Below are 16,591 nucleotides of genomic sequence, written 5' to 3' on the forward strand. Positions count from 1 at the left end.
GACACGCGAGGCGTTCGGTGACTGGGAAGGCGATCTGATGATCTTTTAACGTGCCAATGGCAAGATGAACGTGGCTTCGCTCGTCGAACGCAAGACCAGGTTCGCCGTCCTGTTTCGCAACAACGACCGCAGTTCGACCCACTTCATGCGCAAGCTGATGGATGTGATGGAACCCCTACCCCAGCCGGCCCGCAAATCGATCACCTTTGACCGTGGTTTCGAATTCCGGGAGTGGAGAAAGCTCAAGTCGGGCATCGGCACTGACAGCTGGTTTTGTGACCCACAAGCACCCTGGCAAAAAGGCTCGGTCGAGAACCTCAACAAACGCGCACGGCGATATCTTCCCCGTGACACCCAGCTCGCGGCGCTCTCAAATCGCAATATGAAGGCGATTTGTGACCGCCTCAACGGCACGCCAAGAAAGTGCCTTGGTTGGCGCACACCGACGGAAGCGTTCAGGGAAGAGTTGAGGAAACTGAGATAGCGGAAACTGTCGCAACGACCCTTGAGACACCAGCCGCAAAGCTAAAATGTCACCCATGAACAATTCAGGAATGTCACTCTCCTCGCATAACGGTGGGAGGATGAGCGGACATGGGATGGGTGGTTATGAGCGAGCGCGAGTTGAACCGCGTGGAGGTTTTGGCGCAGGTCGATGATGGTCGGCTGACCGTAGACAACGCAGCGAACATGTTGGCGCTGACGCGTCGGCAAGTATTCCGGCTGTTGAAGCTTTATCGTCAGGATGGCGCGTCGGCGATCCGGCACAAGGCGCGCGGCAAGCCCCCGAACAATTGCATCCATAAAGCCAAACGGGATTACGCTCTATCGCTGATCAGAGAGAACTATCCCGACTTTGGGCCAACCCTAGCAGCGGAGATGCTGGCCGAGCATCACGGGTTCAAGGTGTCGCGCGAGACGGTTCGCAAGTGGATGCAGGAAGGCGGTCTTTGGCTCTCGCGCAAACAGCGCCGGACATTTCATCAACCCAGATTGCGTAGAGAATGCTTTGGCGAACTCATCCAGATTGACGGCTCGGAGCACCGTTGGTTCGAGGATCGGGGAGATCCCTGCACCCTGCTCGTGTTCATCGACGACGCCACTAGCACGTTGATGGAACTGCGCTTCGTCAAGTCAGAGAGCACCTTCAGCTACTTCGAAGCATTGGAGCGCTATCTGACGACGCACGGCCGCTCCGTCGCGTTCTACAGCGACAAACACACGGTCTTTCGCGTACCAAAACCCAGCGAGCACATGACGGGCATGACCCAGTTCGGGCGCGCTTTGGCAGAGCTGCAGATCGAGATATTGTGCGCCAATACCAGCCAGGCCAAGGGCCGCGTGGAACGTGCGAACCGGACGTTACAGGACCGCTTGGTCAAAGAGCTGCGCATCGCGGGCATCTCGGACATGAAGGCTGCAAATGCCTTCCTCCCTGGCTTCATGGAACGCTATAATGACAGGTTTGCCAAGCCCGCTGCCCGTCCGGACAATTTGCACCGTGCGTTGAACGCCGCACCGGATCGGCTGGCCGAGATCTTCTGTCTGCGCAACAAACGCTATGTCAGCAAAGATCTGACCCTGAAGTACGACCACAAGCGCATCCGGCTGGAGGTCAACGATCTGACGCGCGGTCTGGTCGGCAAATACGCCGACACCTACGAGTTCCCTAACGGGCGCATCCAGGTTCGACACAATGGCATCGCCCTGCCCTGCACCATCTTCGATCCGCATCAGCAGCGCGTCACGCACGCGGCAATCACCGACAACAAACACCTCAGCGCAGTGCTGGCTCATATCAAGGCCGAACAGGACAAGGCCGCCGTCAGCGCCGAGGTGCGCCCGGAAAGTGCCAGAAACGGATACCGGAAGAGCGGACGACGCAACAACGGCTGGAACACCCTCGCAGACCGCAAGCGAAACGCGGCCCGCAAAGCCAGCCAGGGCTGCGATAATTGAGGTCTCCGCCCTGTCAGGCTTTGCTCATCTCAGCGATTTTGGTGACATTCCTGCTTTGCAAACCCGGTGACATTTCTACTTGGTTGCAACATGGCAATGTCGGGGTGGATTCACAAACGAAGTGCAAATTCTGTACGAATACAGAGAGTCAATGGGACGCTGCTACCCTCACCTGAACCTCGAAGGCCGCCGTCGCCTATTTCGGATGGAAGATAAAGGACCGCATGGAGATCGACCCAAGGTCGATGCTGTCGGTCATGAACAACAGGTCATCGCGCTGATCCGATGCGCCCGCGATTGTGAGCGCGGGCAAGTAGTGGTCCACGCTGGGGTGCGCTTCGGTCAGTAGAGAGCCCAGCTTTTCGCGATTTGCCAGCGTTTCGAAGTCACGGTCGATCAAACGACCGGTAACCAGATCATCGAACTCCAGCGCAAAAGCTTCGGGTCTTCCGACAAAGCTCAGCCGCCGCAGGTTATGAACGATATTGCCAGACCCGAGAATGAGCACGCCCCGGTCTCGTAGCTGGGACAGTGCTTGGCCGATCTCAAGTTGATGTGCCAACCCCTGCGCCATGTCAATGGAGACCTGAAAAACAGGAACATCCGCTTCCGGGTAGAGATGCTTAAGAACCGCCCAAGCGCCATGGTCTAGCCCCCAGGTGCCGTCTTCCTCGGCCCGGTGGCTCGCGAGGAGGGAGACAACTTCGCGCGCCAGCTCCGGCTGGCCCTGTGCCGGGTATTGCTCAGCATAAAGCGCGTCGGGAAAGCCATTGAAGTCGTGGATCGTGCGCGGCAGTGCGGAGACATCGACCAGCGTTGTTCCGCGCGTCATCCAATGCGCCGATACCACAAGGATCGCGTTTGGCCGTGGCAGGCCCTGTCCCAAAGTAGCCCAAGCCTGGCTGAAAGGCCCCTCCGTGATGGCGTGCATGGGGCTCCCATGGCCGAGAAAAACAACCGGCATTCTTTGAGTAGGTGCGAAGCGATCGCGTAGGCTCTGCAAGCTATGGGTCTGCATAATGAGCTCTCCTCTATTGACCGGATCACCCTTGATCGGGTGATCCGGAAGGGTTCAGCGGATCAGGCGAATTTGCCCAAGGCACGGTCAATCACCGGCAGGCGCAGCGCATAGGCGCCCGCACCCAGCAGGGCGATCACGCCTTGAACAACCGCCCAGAACAGCGGGAATTCCCAGCCGCCACCTTCGTTCGAGAAGGTCCAGCCGAACCCGGCATGGGCCCAGACCGATCCAAGAAGGATGGCAAACAACGGCAAGGACACTAGGCGCACTGCGATGCCAGCGATCAACAAAAGACCGCCGCCAAGCTCAGCGAGGATTGTCAGGTAAGCAAAAAAGCCCGGCAGGCCGAGGCTTTCAAAAAACGCGACGGTGCCGGTAATGGTGAACAAGCTCACCTTCATCCACCCGTGGGCGAGAAAGAGAACACCGCTGGAGAGGCGGAGCGCCAGTGCGGCGAGATCGGTATTGGATTGCGTTGTCATTCGTTTGTTTCCTTTTCGGGGGAGGCCACCCGCAAGCGGCCTGTTTTTGGTGTGGCCCCTACATACGCCTTGCCTCCTTTGCTCAAAATGGCGAATATATGGAATGACTATCCATAAAATGTACTGAATAAGATGGACCTTTTAGATCAATTGCGCGCTTTTATGGTGACGGCCCGATGTGGGTCATTCACAGCGGCGGCCGAAGAATTAGGCACCTCCAACCGCCTGACGTCAAAGTATGTGGCCGAGCTTGAACAAAGGATTGGGGTTCGCCTGCTGCAAAGAACGACACGGCAAGTTGGGCTGTCCCCGGCCGGGGAAACCTTGCTCGCCCGTGTCCCCGCGCTCCTTGATGGGATCGACGACCTCCTGGAGGAAGTTTCGCAAGGATCCGAAGGCCTGTCCGGTCCGCTCCGGATAACGGCCCCCGTCACTTTTGGCGAGATTTACGTGGCCGGTATGCTGGCACGCTTCGGCGCCAAGTATCCTGATCTAACCATCGATCTGCGATTGAGCGATACCTATGCGGACCTTGCATCAGAAGGGATCGATCTTGCCTTGCGCATCGGCCATTTTGATCTGTCGTCCATGAAGGTCCGCCGTCTGACCAGCTTCGAAAGCATTCTTGTGGCCAGCCCCGCCTTTTTGGCCCAGAGCCCCGAGATCGCAAAGCCTGAAGACTTGTCCGAGGTAGCCTGCATCGTCGACACGAACCGGCGCTTTCCGCGTCGTTGGAACTTCACCCGAGCGTCTGAGGAGCGGGTCGTCCAGGTCAAAGGACGATTTCAAGTGAACTCCGCTCATGCGGCGGCAGAACTCGCGCGCCAAGGGCTTGGAGTGGCCTATATCCCGAGTTTCGCGGTGAGTGACGCCATTGAGGGCGGCGCGTTGGTGCCGCTTTTGGCCGAGTGGACCGGGGAAAAAGGGGACGTTGCGGCTGTTTACCTTGAAGGCCGCGCCCTGCCGCGCAAGGTACGGACGCTTATCGATTTTATCGTGGCCGACATCGGCGGGAGCTCTTTCTAAAGCGTAAAGCTGTAAAGGTAGATCACCTTGCACGGTCAGGTCTCTGGCGGTAAGTCTTAACCGCCGAAAAGATTCTGAGGCCGGTTGGTTATTCCGGCCCTCTGATTTCCAGAGATCCAGTCGCAGTATCCTGCGAACCCTCGGCATCGACCTATCATGGTCGGTGCCGGGGGAGTTGTGTTCCCCCCTCCGACCGCAACATGGAAACGACCTAAATGAACCGAAAAACTCTTATCTTCGCTCAAATCCTCATCACCTTCATGATGGCGGTTTTAATGTCAGGCACAATGTCGCTATTGATCATGGGGCTTACTATGGAATGGCTTTTGGCTTGGCCTTGGCAAGCGCTCACCGCCTGGCCTATCGCGTTTGTCTTCACCCAATTCACGACGCCATTGGCATTCGCAATCGCCAATCGGACCGTCGCAAAATAATCCAAATTTGGCGTGAATCCATTTATGCAGTGGGGATGACCCGCTGCATGACCGCCCCCCCCCTGCGTGCCCCTATCCAAGAATGCGGGCAATTCCGGCCTGCACCTTGAGCAGCGCTGGCAGGTAACTCTCGACTAATTCCTCCGGATCCGGCTGCGTTGCTGCCATCCCGGTGTTCAGGGCCGCAACCACGGCACCCTTGCTGTTGAGCACCGGCACCGCGAGCGAGCGCAGGCTGATCTCAACCTCCTGATCGACCATCGCATAGCCGCGCGTCCGCGCCGTTTGTACCTGCGCCATGATTTCCTCCGGGTCCGTCAGACTGAACCGGGTACGCGGGGACAGATCGGACGCCTCAATGACCCGGCGCCCTTCCGCATCTGGCATCGCGGCCAACAGCACCCGCCCCATGGAGGTGCTATGTGCCGGCAGGCGTGACCCGGGCATCAGGCCAATCGACATAACCCGCCGCTGCGACGCGCGGGCGAGATAGACAATCTCGGTCTCGTCAAGAATGGCGACGGAGCAGCTCTGGCTGATTTGTTCGGTCAGTTGATCTAACCACGGCTGCACAACCTGCGGCAGTTGCAAGCCACCGATGGCCCCCGTACCGAGGCGCAAGCAGCGATGCGTCAGCGTAAAGAACTTCCCGTCATAGGCAGCGTAGCCTTCGGCATGGAGCGTCAACAGGCACCGGCGCGAGGTGGCACGGTCAAGCCCGGTCAGCGCCGCGACCTCGCTGATCGACAGCTTGGGGCGCTGTGCGTCGAAACATTCGATCACCCGAAGTCCCTTGGCGAGAGATGAGATCGTACTGCTGGATTTGTTCGTCATGCGCACAACAAATTGCGCGAAACGAACAAATGTCAACATACGCACAAATTTCTGGCTCTGCATACGCCTGACCGCTAGACCCTCGGCAACCTGAGGAGACCAGCAATGGACAAAGCACTTCCTACCGTGGCCGAGGCCGTGGCCGATATCCCAGATGGGGCGACGGTGATGATCGGAGGGTTTGGCGGCTCTGGCGCGCCGATCGAACTGATCCACGCCCTTATCGACCGCTTTCGCGCCACCGGCAGCCCGGCGGCGATCACTGTCATCAACAACAACGCAGGCAACGGCTATTGCGGGATCGCCGCGATGATCAAAGCAGGCATGGTCCGCAAGATGATCTGCTCGTTCCCGCGCAGTTCAAACGCCGAAGCCTTCAATGAAAAGTACCTCGCGGGCGAGATCGAGCTGGACCTCGTCCCCCAAGGCACATTGGCCGAGCGCATCCGCGCCGCCGGTGCCGGCATCCCCGCCTTCTACACGCCGACCTCCTTCGGCACGGAACTTGCCGAAGGCAAACCGACCGAGGAATTCGACGGCAAGATGTATGTCCGCGAAAGATGGCTTAAGGCGGATTTTGCGCTGATCAAGGGGCAGGACGGGGATCGCACCGGCAACCTGACCTACCGCATGGCAGGCCGCAACTTTAACCCGCTGATGGCCATGGCGGCAGCGAAAACCATCGCGCAGGTCAGCCTGCTGGGGGAGCCTGGCAGCATTGACCCGCAAGCTGTCATCACCCCGGGTATCTTCGTCGATGCCATCGTGGAAGTGGCAGAACCCCAACAAGAAGAAGTGCTTGTGCGCACGGGAGTGGTTTACTGATGGCTGAGTTCAACATCATGCAGGACAAGCTTTCGAACGCGCAGATCGCATGGCGCGCGGCGCAGGACATCGAAGACGGATCTTACGTCAACCTCGGCATCGGCTTCCCCGAGATGATCGCCAAGTTCCAGCCCGAAGGTCGCGATGTGACCTATCACACCGAAAACGGGGTTCTGGGTTTCGGTCAGGCCCCGAAAGAGGGCGAAGAGGACTGGGATCTGATCAACGCTGGAAAGAAGCCGATCACGCTCAAGCCCGGTGCCGCGTTTTTCCACCATGCAGACAGTTTCGCGATGGTCCGCGGCGGGCATCTCGATCTCGCCGTGCTGGGAGCCTATCAGGTGGCTCAGAATGGCGATCTGGCGAATTGGCGCGTCGGCACCAAGGGCGTGCCTGCCGTGGGCGGCGCGATGGACCTTGTACATGGCGCCAAACGCGTGGCCGTGGTCACCGATCATGTCACCAAGGACGGCGGCCCGAAACTGGTTGAGCGCTGCACCTTCCCGCTGACCGGCGTGGGGTGCGTCACCCAAGTCTATACCTCCCTTGCGGTGATCGACATCAGGGACGGCAGGTTCATCCTGCGGGAGAAAGTGCCGGGGCTGAGCATGGACGCTCTACAGGCCGTCACCGGGGCCACGCTGCACATTGAAGGCGATGTTGCCGATCTTATCGTACCGGAGGAATTGGCATGATCGACGTCTATATCTGCGACTACATCCGCACCCCCATTGGCCGATATGGCGGGGCACTGTCTTCGGTACGGGCCGATGATCTGGGCGCGGTGCCCCTCAGGGCGATGATCGAGCGTAACCCATCTTTGGATCCCGCGGCGATCGACGAAGTCATCTTCGGCTGCGCCAATCAGGCGGGTGAGGACAATCGCAACGTCGCACGGATGTCGCTGCTGCTGGCGGGCTACCCCGAGACCGTGCCCGGCACCACGATGAACCGACTCTGCGGCTCAGGCATGGATGCGGTGATCACCGCCGCACGGGCGATCAAGGCCGGAGAGGCCGAGGTGATCGTCGCCGGTGGGGTTGAGAGCATGTCGCGCGCCCCCTTCGTGATGCCCAAGGCCGAGACGGCCTTTTCACGGGCCAACGAGGTTTTTGACACCACCATCGGCTGGCGTTTCGTCAACAAATTGATGAAGGCACAATATGGCGTCGATTCAATGCCTGAAACCGCCGAGAATGTAGCGGAGGATTTTGACGTTAACCGTGCAGATCAAGATGCCTTCGCCCTGCGGTCCCAGCAAAAAGCGGGTGCCGCGATAGCAAGCGGGCGTCTGGCGCAAGAGATCGTGCCTGTCTCCATTCCGCAACGTCGGGGCGACCCCCTCATCCTGTCAGAAGATGAACACCCCCGCCCTTCGACCACCTTGGAAGCGCTGCAAAAGCTCAAATCCTTCGTCAAAGCAGATGGCACGGTGACGGCGGGCAATGCCTCCGGCGTGAATGATGGTGCGGCTGCCTTGATCCTCGCCACGAAAGAAGCCGCAGAGAAACATGGGCTGACCCCTATTGCCAAAGTCCTCGGCGGCGCGACGGCCGGGGTCGCACCGCGTATCATGGGCTTTGGTCCTGCGCCTGCGTCCAAAAAGCTGATGGCGCGGCTCGGGCTGAAGCAAGAGGATTTCAGCATCATCGAACTGAACGAGGCTTTCGCGTCACAGGGCCTTGCCACCTTACGTGATTTGGGCATCGCAGACGACGATCCACGGGTGAACCCCAACGGCGGCGCAATCAGTCTTGGACATCCGCTTGGCATGTCAGGGGCCAGGATCACCGGCACGGCCATGCTGGAGTTAAAACCCGGAGAGAAGTCCCTTTCCACAATGTGCATCGGTGTCGGCCAAGGGATCGCAATCTCGTTGGAGGCCGTCTGAGCCGCCGTGCGTAGTACTGGAATGGCGATCCCTTTGTTGCCGGTAGATATCCGAAATGAGGGGTAACCGACCTAGCGCCATTCCAAGCTCTGCCTGCAAGTTCAGCCATTCAGACGACCGGTAGTTTGACGCTGGCAGACGTTCATAGAAGGGGTTAGGACGAATGCGGAGGACCACCCATGCGCAACCCCGACAGCCTCACGAGAAAAACAAACGAAGACACGCCTCAGGGGCTGGCTTTTGCTATTACAGCCTATGTGTTCTGGGGGTTCCTGCCGCTCTATATGAAGGCGCTGGCGCATATCCCGGCGGCCGAGGTTGTCGCCCACCGGGTGGTCTGGTCTGTGCCGATTGCCGCGTTTGTACTCGTGGCGATGCGGCGGACGCGGGATTTGAAGGCGGCCTTACTCTCCCCCCGGACGCTGCTTATGGGCGCAGTCACGGCCACGCTGATCTCGATCAATTGGGGCATCTATGTTTGGGCGATCGCCTCGGGCCACGCGCTTGATGCAGCATTGGGTTATTACATCAACCCTCTATTCAGCATTCTATTGGGCGCCCTTCTTCTGGGGGAACGTATGTCCAAGCGGCAATTGCTCGCAGTGGGCCTCGCTGTGGGGGCCGTGCTCGTGCTGGCACTGGACACCGGCTCGATCCCATGGGTTGCCTTGGGGCTGACATTGAGCTGGGGCTTTTACGCGCTGGCCAAAAAGAGTCTGCCGATCGGGCCGAACCAAGGCTTCCTTCTTGAAGTGTTGCTTCTGCTTGTTCCGGCCTTGGCCTATATTGCCTACCTTACATCGACCGGTCAGGGGAATTTCCTCACTGGGGCGCCTATCGATACTTGGCTTTTGCTGGGCTGTGGCGCGGTTACAGCCGTGCCTTTGCTAATTTACGCCAACGGCGCCAAGCTCTTGCGTCTCTCGACCATCGGAATTCTGCAGTACATCGCGCCCACCATGATCTTCATCGTAGCGGTCTTTGTTTTCGGCGAAGAGTTTGGCCGCGCGCGAATGATTGCCTTCCCGATGATCTGGGCGGCGCTGATCCTTTACTCGTCTTCGATGCTTCAACAGATGCGTCGGAGCCGTCCTGCCAAGGGGTCCTTGGGGCAGGGCTAAAGCTTTAGAACTTCTGCCGCATACTCCCCAGAATGGTCAATTAGACTGCCTGATTGGTAAGTGAAAAGAATGGCTTCCTTCAAAGTCGCACATTAACTTGGTGCCTGGACGAAATATTCGTAAAGGCAGCTGTTTCTATTCGTATCAAACTGCGGACCGCGTTGGCCATACCTCTGACTTCATGCTGGCTGAACACCCAGACACGGCGGCTGCGCAAAACTTTTTAATCAAGGCTATAACGTAGCCTATCAGGAACCGGACACCGGGACTGCCAAGACCGAGTAGTGCGGCGCCGCGCAGAGCACGCGGTGGCTATGCATTATCCGGCGCACGAAGACATCGGGGTTCTTATGCTGCTCGGCAAAACTTACCGCCGCGTCGAAACCCTCTGTTTGCAGGCCAATCTCGCGATCTGTCAGTTCGAGAGATACCTCAACCTCTGGGTTCATGGCCAGAAACACAGGCAAGGCCGGGATCAACTGAGATTTGCCAAAAGCCACCGTCGAGGCGATCCGCAATTTGCCGCGCGGCACATCATCAAGGTTAGATATATGCGCTTCAGCGTCCTTGAACTTCTCTGCCATCGCCTGACATTTAAGATAGAATTCCTGACCCTCCGGAGTCGGCAAAACGCCGGTCCGCGTGCGGTTGAGCAGACTAAAGTGCGCGTGATCCTCCAAAAGGCTGATCTGCTTGCTGACTGCGGATGGGGTTTGGCCCATGGACCGCGCCGCCGCGGAAATGCTCCCTCGCTCTACCACGGTGGCAAAGATCAGCATTTGCGCTGATAAATCCATGTCAATTCACTCGTATGTTCCAGTTTGGCGCTGTGCCGCCGCGCGAGGGGCAAACTGCGAAGGGTTGGGGGGAGGCTCGCTTCCATGATGCACCACGATACTGCGCTGCAGCAATGGACCGAACGATATGAGCTTCGATTCCCATGGGCAGCTAGGCTAAATGCCCACTTTTGGTGCCGCCTGCCTATTTTTTAATCGAATACGCGATTGCACGATATTGGGAGGCGCGGAGCAAAGCAGCACCAATCGCGAATTCAATTCTCGCGAGCAGTTCAACAACCCAAAACGCCCCCATATTCTCGAAATTACAAACTAATTTGAAGACCAATTATGCATCCGACCCCAAATATCGTTATGCTGTAGCACTTAAATATAAACTCTAACTAAATAGGTTCCAAAATATAAATCGGGTCCAGGACGCGCCACAATCGGTAGTATGATGACATGCAGATGTCAGAAAGCGCTCTAGAACGGCTCTATAGCTCGGAGGATATCAGAATGGATATTCGTCGTCCGCGATCGGAATTTCGAATATATTCTCAATTCTCGGGAACCGTTAACGATAATTTAACGAGCTTCCTATAGGTATAGCTTGCGATGGTCGAAAACAACTCACTCGCATAACAAACTTAAATTTTAGGAAAAAAGATGACTATTAATTACAAAGATAAGATTACCGTTCTCGCAACCGAACTGGCCTATCAAGCAGATGAAATCAAAGCTGGCTTTGAATTCGCAGACCGGAAGAGCCGCAGAGTCAATCCGCCCGGAAATTGGGATAGTGCGGGACGTTTTTATGCGGAAGAACGCAGCAGTTCCGTCGAAAACTGCTGCGCCCCGAGCCGGAATTTTCCATTTCCGGAGATGAAAACTGCGCGGACGGCAGCACACTGTGCAGAAATAGCGGGGGTGGAGTCTGTCACGCATGTGCGCCGCATAGCCTTAGCCCTGGAAAAGTGCATTGGCGGAGTATCAGAAGCAGCTTTGCGCAAACTGCTTACTCCGGGGGTCAAAAAGCGAAAAGCAGACCGTTACCCACCCGAGGAACAGCACGGCAGTTGCACAAGCCCAGATTTCACTTGAGATCCGTATTTGACTGCGCGATGCAAAGCCGGGCACCAACAGGAAGCTGTCGTGCCCGGTCATGTAGTTAAAGAACGTATAGGAAGCGTTCACGTATTTGGGCGACTGGAACCGACTGTAACTCACCGTGACTGCCCCCCTGACCGGCTTGGTCAAGCCGATCAAATGCAAGGCTTCGGGCTCAAAGGGATCAATACGGATAAGGTGCGATCTTCTGGAAACGCTATACGCGCGGTCGGATTGAGACACCTCATGCCTTCCGGGACTGTTTCCCGGTTACTGTCCCCACCGTACCACCCTTACAATTCGCCGTCATTTTCCCCTAAAAAATATGGCTAGGTTAAACTGCGTTTTCCAATTTTGAGTTGGACACAGCAGAAAATGTGCAGATTTGACGCCCGCCCAGACTCACTTGTCAGTATAGAGATCAAGCGGAGACCGCGGAAAGCGGACCATGCCGCCTGGCACCGCATCATGCCTGGTAAACCCGTGTCGATTATAGAAGGCCACTAACGCATTCACGCCTAAACCTTCTTCGCCAAACGGCTCGTGATAGAGCTCAATACTCAGATCAGCTTCGTCAGATGCCTCCACCAAGACTCGGAGGATTTTGTGGGCCACACCCTTGCCGCGATACTGAGGCGCGACCCAAATTCCACCGAGGACGAACCGTTTATTTTTCAGCGCGTGCTCAATATAGGCCACATTGTCCTGTTCATTGCGGTAATAAGTTCGCTCTGCGGTATCACCCGCGGCACCCTGTAATCCGGAAACATCGCGGATCCTGGTAAGGACTCGATCGTATTTCTGGTGCGCGCGGAGTTGTGAATGCGCGTAGTATTTCTCAAGCTCCGCAGTCAACTTCGGGTGCCGAGTTGCACAATAATCGCGTAGCCCGTGCTGCAGCGCGACAGCAACAAAAGCACGGAGTTCGCGATTCAGCCTTTTAACCTCGGTTTTGAGGCTCTCAACAGTTTCCGGTGTGGCCATCGCCCCCGCCATTCCTTTCGCTTTTCCATCATAGAGGATCTTTGCTTAGACGCTTTAGATAGCCTGCTGCGGCGGATTGGCTACCAGTTCTTTTGATTACGGAGGGCGAACTATAGCTCGAATGATACCCTTGAAGAACATAGCATCTACTGAGCTATCAATCGCCCCAGCGGCAATTGTTTCCAGCCGACTTGGCAACAGAAGCATATGGTAAATCGATCCACACCACGCACAGTATCCATTTTCTGATCCTCCGTAGGCAATATGCAATATCGTTACCCCTTAGGCCTCCTGATTTTGCCATACCGCTAGCTAAAATTGATATAATTCACAGGCCCAATGTATTATTCCTCGTGCTTTCATCATTCTTTAAACAGCTTCATGTATATCTGTTTGTGAGAGTTCCAGCAAAGAATACCTCAATTACTGGACACTTCTCATAAAAAGTTAATTAATGGATAAAATTTTAAATGACGACCTATCCAATTATAACCAGCCGTAAAGGCGACAATAAAATATTCAAACTCGAATTTGAAATCGAGCTGGGAGAAAAAGCACTGGCAGCGGCCCAAGAAAAAAAGCGCTGGCTGGATAATTGGCAACCCGAACAGGTTGCGAACCTCCAGGCTGAATTAGAACAGAAAAAACTCGAAAAGCATCAGATCAACACGGCCGGTAGAGCGGAAATGGCGGCAGTTCTGAACCATGTGAACGGAAAAGCCCGGGCCTGGACGATCTGCCCCGATAGGCTCATTAGCATCGCTCATGACTGCGAGAAATTGCTCGATACTCGCGGTATCAGGGTCAAGAATCGAGCTGGAACTTTGGTGCGATTTCGCCCGGCGGGAAAGTCTTCTGCGCGCTTACAGATCGGCAGAAGCATCACAACTTACGTTGTTCTGCGCCGCGTGCGCGACGGCTGGCGACTGATGCACGCTCAACGCGATTATTGTTTCATAAATCAACGGGCGTTTAGAGAAGTGATTGTGCGGTCTGCGGCACATGATGATATAATCCGCCATGCGACACGAGGCTTCAGAGTCTGAGATGTGCCTCCAAGCGAAACGCCACCCGAAGATAAAAAACACGCCTACCTGCCTAAGAAGAAGCAGGGCCGAAGTACAACCCTTTCGATTCGTTGGCCCGGCCAACCCCCGGGTCGCCCTCACGGATCCGCCGGAGGCGCGCCATGTATAGGGCGGCACAGGGAAGACGCCCGAATTGGGGGGTGGCCGGAGCCCAAAGGGCTTCCGCCAGCCAGTCGGAAAGTCGCAATTACGAGGTGTTGTGCAGGCATTCTGGCTGGCGTGTCGTGCCTACGGAACGCTGCGAAGGTAATAAATCTTTGGAAAGTTCATCCAAATCGCTTCTGGTCAACTCTCTTCTGCAAATCAGCTCAGCTGCGATCCGCTTCAGACCATTTAGGTGTTCCTTAAGCAAACTGCTGACAGCCAGTTCTGCATCCTGCAACGTCGCCTGGATCCGCCGTTGCGTCCTGATGGGGAGCCTGTCAAAATCCACTTGGCTCGCATCCCGCCAGATCAAGTCAGCGCCGCCGAACGACCAGTTCAAGTCCATCTCCAGCGCAAGCCTAGTTGCCTGCGCAAGGTCGCTAGCCGCCCCAAGCCCGGCTCCATTGGCCGCTTCGCCCAACACCAAAGTCTCGGCCACGCGGCCTGCAAGACACATCCTGAGTTTGGCCTCTGCCAGCTTAGGAGTGATCGTAGGCAAAGGAGCTGGCTCAACATGTCCACCCCGAGCCGTCATCCAAGCCCTCACAGGAGTCGGCATGGGCGACAGCAATGCCGCGAGAAGATGCCCTGCTTCGTGGATGGCAACACGGTGCATCAGGGCCGGTTCGAGAGGTGGCGCGACTTGGTCTACGGCCGCTTCCAGATGTCGCTGGAGCAACCGCGTCCGATCCGTGCGCGCTCTGCCAAGCGCATCACGCGCAATTGCCTCGGCGGTGGCCCCGGTCTCGCCGAGGAGGCGGTCTGCAATTGAGCCCAAATTCAAATCAGAGCCATCCTCGACCTTCAATTTTGCGGCGAGAATTGCAAGAAGTCCGGCGCGGTTTGGCAGCGGGATCTCCAGCTTCACATCGAACCGTCCACTGCGGATAACCGCCGGATCCACGATGTCGAGATGATTGGTCGCACCTATCAGGATCAGGCCCTCGACATCTGCTGCACGATTGATTTGTTCCAGCAATCCATTGGTCACCCCGCGCAGGTAGCCATCGTTCTGCCCGCCAGAAGACCGATCAGAAAAGCTATCGATTTCATCGATAAACAGCACCGCAGGTGCTTGTTGAGCGGCGCGCTCGAAGGCGGCTGAAAGGGCCGCAAGCATATCGCCCTGATGCCCGTGTCGCTGGCAGTCGGAATATGATGTTGCGACAATCGGAATCCCGGCAGAACCAGCGAATGCATGCGCCAGCATCGTCTTTCCGGTGCCGGGGGGTCCATGGAACAACCCGCTCCGCGTCACTTCAGACCACGCCGCCCTGCCCTCTCGCCAATCTTTTAGGTCTGCCAGCATTTGCTTTAAAGGTCTTACTGCACCCCCAAGTCCTTGCACGTCGTTCAGAGTAACTGATGGCCCTTCCCTTTGCGCTGCTGTAATCTGTGCGAGCCGATCCGCCACGCGTAAGGTAGTCACTTCCTCAAAGGCCGCAGCAATTTGCACCGGCCCGAGACGCCGAAGCGCTTCAGCATCTGGCAGCCGTTTCAGCAGTTCATCTTCTGCAAGTTGCCGGGTATTGCTATGTGTGCACCGGAGCACTTCGATAACAGCCTTCGGAGAAATACCAGGCCAGCGGAAGGTTTGATGCACAAGGCTTTCCTGCTCCGCCGAGAGCTGGTTCTTCGCGCTACAGACCGCCAGAACGGGTACATGCCGCATCAGACTTTTATCGATTGCCTGTCGGAATTTCGGAACCGATCGTTTTGGCTCCGACGCCACCATGCTTGATCCGCTTTCATAAACATGGTGGGCCGCCTGCTGAGCCGATGGACAGGGCAGCCTCCCCTGCCAATGGGTCAGGACTTCGGCGCCAACGCTTTCAATTTGCGACCGCATCGGACCTGATGGGCAGAGCATCAGGGTAATACACCCCGATCGGAAAATCTTTGCCAAGGCCTGCTCGTCTTTGACCATGGCACACATCAAAATTGTGGCGAGAACGGCGGCAGGCCGAGGTTTGATCTGCCAGAGCGGTGAGATATTCAGGTCCGCACAGGCAAAAGGGTCTTCGCCATCTGCAACACACCGCTCGATTTCAGCAGTGGTCATGGTTTCTGCCGCAGGGGGCCCCTCGAAACCATCGGCGCTACGCCTCACATCATCTTCAAAAATTTGGCGCACGGGCGGCTGCAACAGGTCGATGGATGCTTCTCCGTCAGCTTCCTCGTCACCATATTCATAAAAACGTTCGGCGTTCGATTTCCACTCAGCCAAAGCGCTCTCGCGCAGCGCAGCGACGGTGGGGCGCGCCAGTCCGGCAGAAAATTTGCTCGGGAACAGTGGCGATTGGCTTAAAAGTTCAGTCATATTCTGCGCCCCCTCTCAATAACAAAAACGGCATTGGGCCTGTGGGAGCTGAGGCCATCTGGTCTACTCCAACTTCGCTTAAAGCAGCTTCAAAACTCGCGCCCGGCCGTCGCCTCAACTTCTCAACTTCCTCGACACCAATGGTCTGTGACCGTCGGCGGTCCGCGGTAAATTTCACCACATTTTCTGACAAACAAACGAGCGCCAGTAGATCATAGTCATTCTCCGCATAGCGGCGCACGCCGCCCGGGGAGCGGTGGTAACCATGAGAAATGTTGAAATTAAAGCAGTTCGCGCGCGGTCTTGTCGCTGTTTTGACCTGCACACGAAGAACACCTTGGCTGAGAAATACGACACAATCGAATGGTAGATGCTCCGCCACGCCCACGCTTTGTACGCCGACGCTCAAAAGAACGCTTTCAACGAGCAACTCGCCTGCGCGGCCGTACTGCTTTCCATGGCACCGCAGGGCATCAGTATCAATCTGAGGAAACTGAAGTAGGTCTTGATGTGGCTCGTTCAAAGGGGCGTGAAACACCTCTTCGAACCCAACCAATGTCGGTTGATGTGTCATTT

16 protein-coding genes and 2 pseudogenes are annotated in these 16,591 nt (G+C 56.7%); 11 read left to right on the forward strand and 7 right to left on the reverse strand.

Annotated features, from left to right (window positions below):
• Both A3722_RS08290 and A3722_RS08295 read left to right on the forward strand, forming a co-directional pair.
• Positions 1-484, forward strand: a pseudogene (locus tag A3722_RS08290) (IS30 family transposase); the annotation flags it as partial.
• Positions 485-594: 110 nt separating this feature from the next.
• Positions 595-1,959: an ISNCY family transposase gene (locus A3722_RS08295; protein ID WP_067627221.1), complete on the forward strand. Its 1,365-nt coding sequence runs from the start codon at positions 595-597 to the stop codon at positions 1,957-1,959.
• Between the two features lie 196 nt (positions 1,960-2,155).
• Here A3722_RS08295 and ygiD read toward each other — a convergent pair whose 3' ends face one another.
• Together ygiD and A3722_RS08305 are read right to left on the reverse strand one after the other, a co-directional pair.
• Entirely contained in the window at positions 2,156-2,980 is an 825-nt protein-coding gene (ygiD, locus tag A3722_RS08300; protein WP_201721987.1) for a 4,5-DOPA dioxygenase extradiol, read from the reverse strand.
• 59 nt (positions 2,981-3,039) lie between these two features.
• Positions 3,040-3,462 (reverse strand): DoxX family protein, encoded by a 423-nt coding sequence (locus A3722_RS08305; RefSeq protein WP_067624145.1) that lies wholly within the window; start codon positions 3,460-3,462, stop codon positions 3,040-3,042.
• A 132-nt stretch (positions 3,463-3,594) separates the two neighbouring features.
• Here A3722_RS08305 and A3722_RS25175 point away from each other — a divergent pair.
• From A3722_RS25175 to A3722_RS08315, 3 genes and pseudogenes are all read left to right on the forward strand, one after another.
• Positions 3,595-3,771 (forward strand): annotated as a pseudogene (locus A3722_RS25175) (helix-turn-helix domain-containing protein); the annotation flags it as partial.
• A 15-nt stretch (positions 3,772-3,786) separates the two neighbouring features.
• A complete protein-coding gene (locus tag A3722_RS08310; protein WP_330220216.1) occupies positions 3,787-4,488 on the forward strand; it encodes a substrate binding domain-containing protein in 702 nt (233 codons plus the stop codon).
• A 215-nt stretch (positions 4,489-4,703) separates the two neighbouring features.
• Complete coding sequence (locus tag A3722_RS08315) at positions 4,704-4,922, forward strand: DUF2798 domain-containing protein (RefSeq protein ID WP_067624149.1); 219 nt, start codon at positions 4,704-4,706, stop codon at positions 4,920-4,922.
• Positions 4,923-4,994: 72 nt separating this feature from the next.
• Here A3722_RS08315 and A3722_RS08320 read toward each other — a convergent pair whose 3' ends face one another.
• Complete coding sequence (locus A3722_RS08320; protein ID WP_067624163.1) at positions 4,995-5,756, reverse strand: IclR family transcriptional regulator domain-containing protein; 762 nt, start codon at positions 5,754-5,756, stop codon at positions 4,995-4,997.
• A 105-nt stretch (positions 5,757-5,861) separates the two neighbouring features.
• On the opposite strand from A3722_RS08320, the gene A3722_RS08325 reads away from it, so the two are divergent.
• The 4 genes from A3722_RS08325 to rarD all read left to right on the forward strand — a co-directional run bounded on the left by A3722_RS08325 (position 5,862) and on the right by rarD (position 9,593).
• Positions 5,862-6,581: a 3-oxoacid CoA-transferase subunit A gene (locus A3722_RS08325; protein ID WP_067624151.1), complete on the forward strand. Its 720-nt coding sequence runs from the start codon at positions 5,862-5,864 to the stop codon at positions 6,579-6,581.
• A 17-nt stretch (positions 6,582-6,598) separates the two neighbouring features.
• Entirely contained in the window at positions 6,599-7,276 is a 678-nt protein-coding gene (locus tag A3722_RS08330) for a CoA transferase subunit B (RefSeq protein ID WP_082849407.1), read from the forward strand.
• Complete coding sequence (pcaF, locus tag A3722_RS08335) at positions 7,273-8,472, forward strand: 3-oxoadipyl-CoA thiolase (RefSeq protein WP_067624158.1); 1,200 nt, start codon at positions 7,273-7,275, stop codon at positions 8,470-8,472. The genes A3722_RS08330 and pcaF overlap by 4 nt, the downstream gene beginning before the upstream one ends.
• A gap of 179 nt (positions 8,473-8,651) precedes the next feature.
• Positions 8,652-9,593, forward strand: coding sequence for an EamA family transporter RarD (rarD, locus tag A3722_RS08340; protein WP_067624161.1), 942 nt, complete (start codon positions 8,652-8,654; stop codon positions 9,591-9,593).
• A gap of 248 nt (positions 9,594-9,841) precedes the next feature.
• Here the strand turns inward: rarD and A3722_RS08345 are convergent, their stop codons facing one another.
• On the reverse strand, positions 9,842-10,390 hold the full coding sequence (locus A3722_RS08345) for a LysR family transcriptional regulator (RefSeq protein ID WP_082849400.1): 549 nt from the start codon (positions 10,388-10,390) through the stop codon (positions 9,842-9,844).
• A 648-nt stretch (positions 10,391-11,038) separates the two neighbouring features.
• Here A3722_RS08345 and A3722_RS23225 point away from each other — a divergent pair.
• Positions 11,039-11,473 carry a hypothetical protein gene (locus A3722_RS23225; protein WP_082849401.1) on the forward strand — a complete coding sequence of 145 codons (435 nt, stop codon included), beginning with the start codon at positions 11,039-11,041 and terminating at the stop codon, positions 11,471-11,473.
• 408 nt (positions 11,474-11,881) lie between these two features.
• Here A3722_RS23225 and A3722_RS08355 read toward each other — a convergent pair whose 3' ends face one another.
• Positions 11,882-12,463, reverse strand: coding sequence for a GNAT family N-acetyltransferase (locus A3722_RS08355; protein ID WP_067623663.1), 582 nt, complete (start codon positions 12,461-12,463; stop codon positions 11,882-11,884).
• Positions 12,464-12,933: 470 nt separating this feature from the next.
• Between A3722_RS08355 and A3722_RS08360 the strand changes: the two genes are divergently transcribed.
• The gene (locus tag A3722_RS08360) at positions 12,934-13,509 is read left to right on the forward strand and encodes a hypothetical protein (protein ID WP_067623661.1); all 576 of its coding nucleotides are present in this window, start codon (positions 12,934-12,936) and stop codon (positions 13,507-13,509) included.
• 229 nt (positions 13,510-13,738) lie between these two features.
• Here the strand turns inward: A3722_RS08360 and A3722_RS08365 are convergent, their stop codons facing one another.
• The gene (locus A3722_RS08365) at positions 13,739-16,015 is read right to left on the reverse strand and encodes an AAA family ATPase (protein WP_067623658.1); all 2,277 of its coding nucleotides are present in this window, start codon (positions 16,013-16,015) and stop codon (positions 13,739-13,741) included.
• Entirely contained in the window at positions 16,008-16,589 is a 582-nt protein-coding gene (locus tag A3722_RS08370) for a hypothetical protein (RefSeq protein WP_067623654.1), read from the reverse strand. Before A3722_RS08370 ends, A3722_RS08365 begins: the two co-directional genes overlap by 8 nt.
• Between the last annotated feature and the right edge of the window lie 2 nt (positions 16,590-16,591).

This window comes from Sulfitobacter sp. HI0027, assembly GCF_001634775.1.
Classification (GTDB): Bacteria; Pseudomonadota; Alphaproteobacteria; order Rhodobacterales; family Rhodobacteraceae; genus Sulfitobacter.

Excerpts from the sequence above, each read along its gene's own strand:
- A3722_RS08315 (WP_067624149.1), top strand. The coding sequence starts at position 4,704 with ATGAACCGAAAAACTCTTATCTTCGCTCAAATCCTCATCACCTTCATG.
- A3722_RS08355 (WP_067623663.1), bottom strand. The coding sequence starts at position 12,463 with ATGGCCACACCGGAAACTGTTGAGAGCCTCAAAACCGAGGTTAAAAGG.
- pcaF (WP_067624158.1), top strand. The coding sequence starts at position 7,273 with ATGATCGACGTCTATATCTGCGACTACATCCGCACCCCCATTGGCCGA.
- A3722_RS23225 (WP_082849401.1), top strand. The coding sequence starts at position 11,039 with ATGACTATTAATTACAAAGATAAGATTACCGTTCTCGCAACCGAACTG.
- A3722_RS08330 (WP_082849407.1), top strand. The coding sequence starts at position 6,599 with ATGCAGGACAAGCTTTCGAACGCGCAGATCGCATGGCGCGCGGCGCAG.
- A3722_RS08295 (WP_067627221.1), top strand. The coding sequence starts at position 595 with ATGGGATGGGTGGTTATGAGCGAGCGCGAGTTGAACCGCGTGGAGGTT.
- A3722_RS08325 (WP_067624151.1), top strand. The coding sequence starts at position 5,862 with ATGGACAAAGCACTTCCTACCGTGGCCGAGGCCGTGGCCGATATCCCA.
- A3722_RS08345 (WP_082849400.1), bottom strand. The coding sequence starts at position 10,390 with ATGGATTTATCAGCGCAAATGCTGATCTTTGCCACCGTGGTAGAGCGA.
- A3722_RS08360 (WP_067623661.1), top strand. The coding sequence starts at position 12,934 with ATGACGACCTATCCAATTATAACCAGCCGTAAAGGCGACAATAAAATA.
- A3722_RS08320 (WP_067624163.1), bottom strand. The coding sequence starts at position 5,756 with ATGACGAACAAATCCAGCAGTACGATCTCATCTCTCGCCAAGGGACTT.
- rarD (WP_067624161.1), top strand. The coding sequence starts at position 8,652 with ATGCGCAACCCCGACAGCCTCACGAGAAAAACAAACGAAGACACGCCT.
- A3722_RS08365 (WP_067623658.1), bottom strand. The coding sequence starts at position 16,015 with ATGACTGAACTTTTAAGCCAATCGCCACTGTTCCCGAGCAAATTTTCT.
- A3722_RS08305 (WP_067624145.1), bottom strand. The coding sequence starts at position 3,462 with ATGACAACGCAATCCAATACCGATCTCGCCGCACTGGCGCTCCGCCTC.
- A3722_RS08370 (WP_067623654.1), bottom strand. The coding sequence starts at position 16,589 with ATGACACATCAACCGACATTGGTTGGGTTCGAAGAGGTGTTTCACGCC.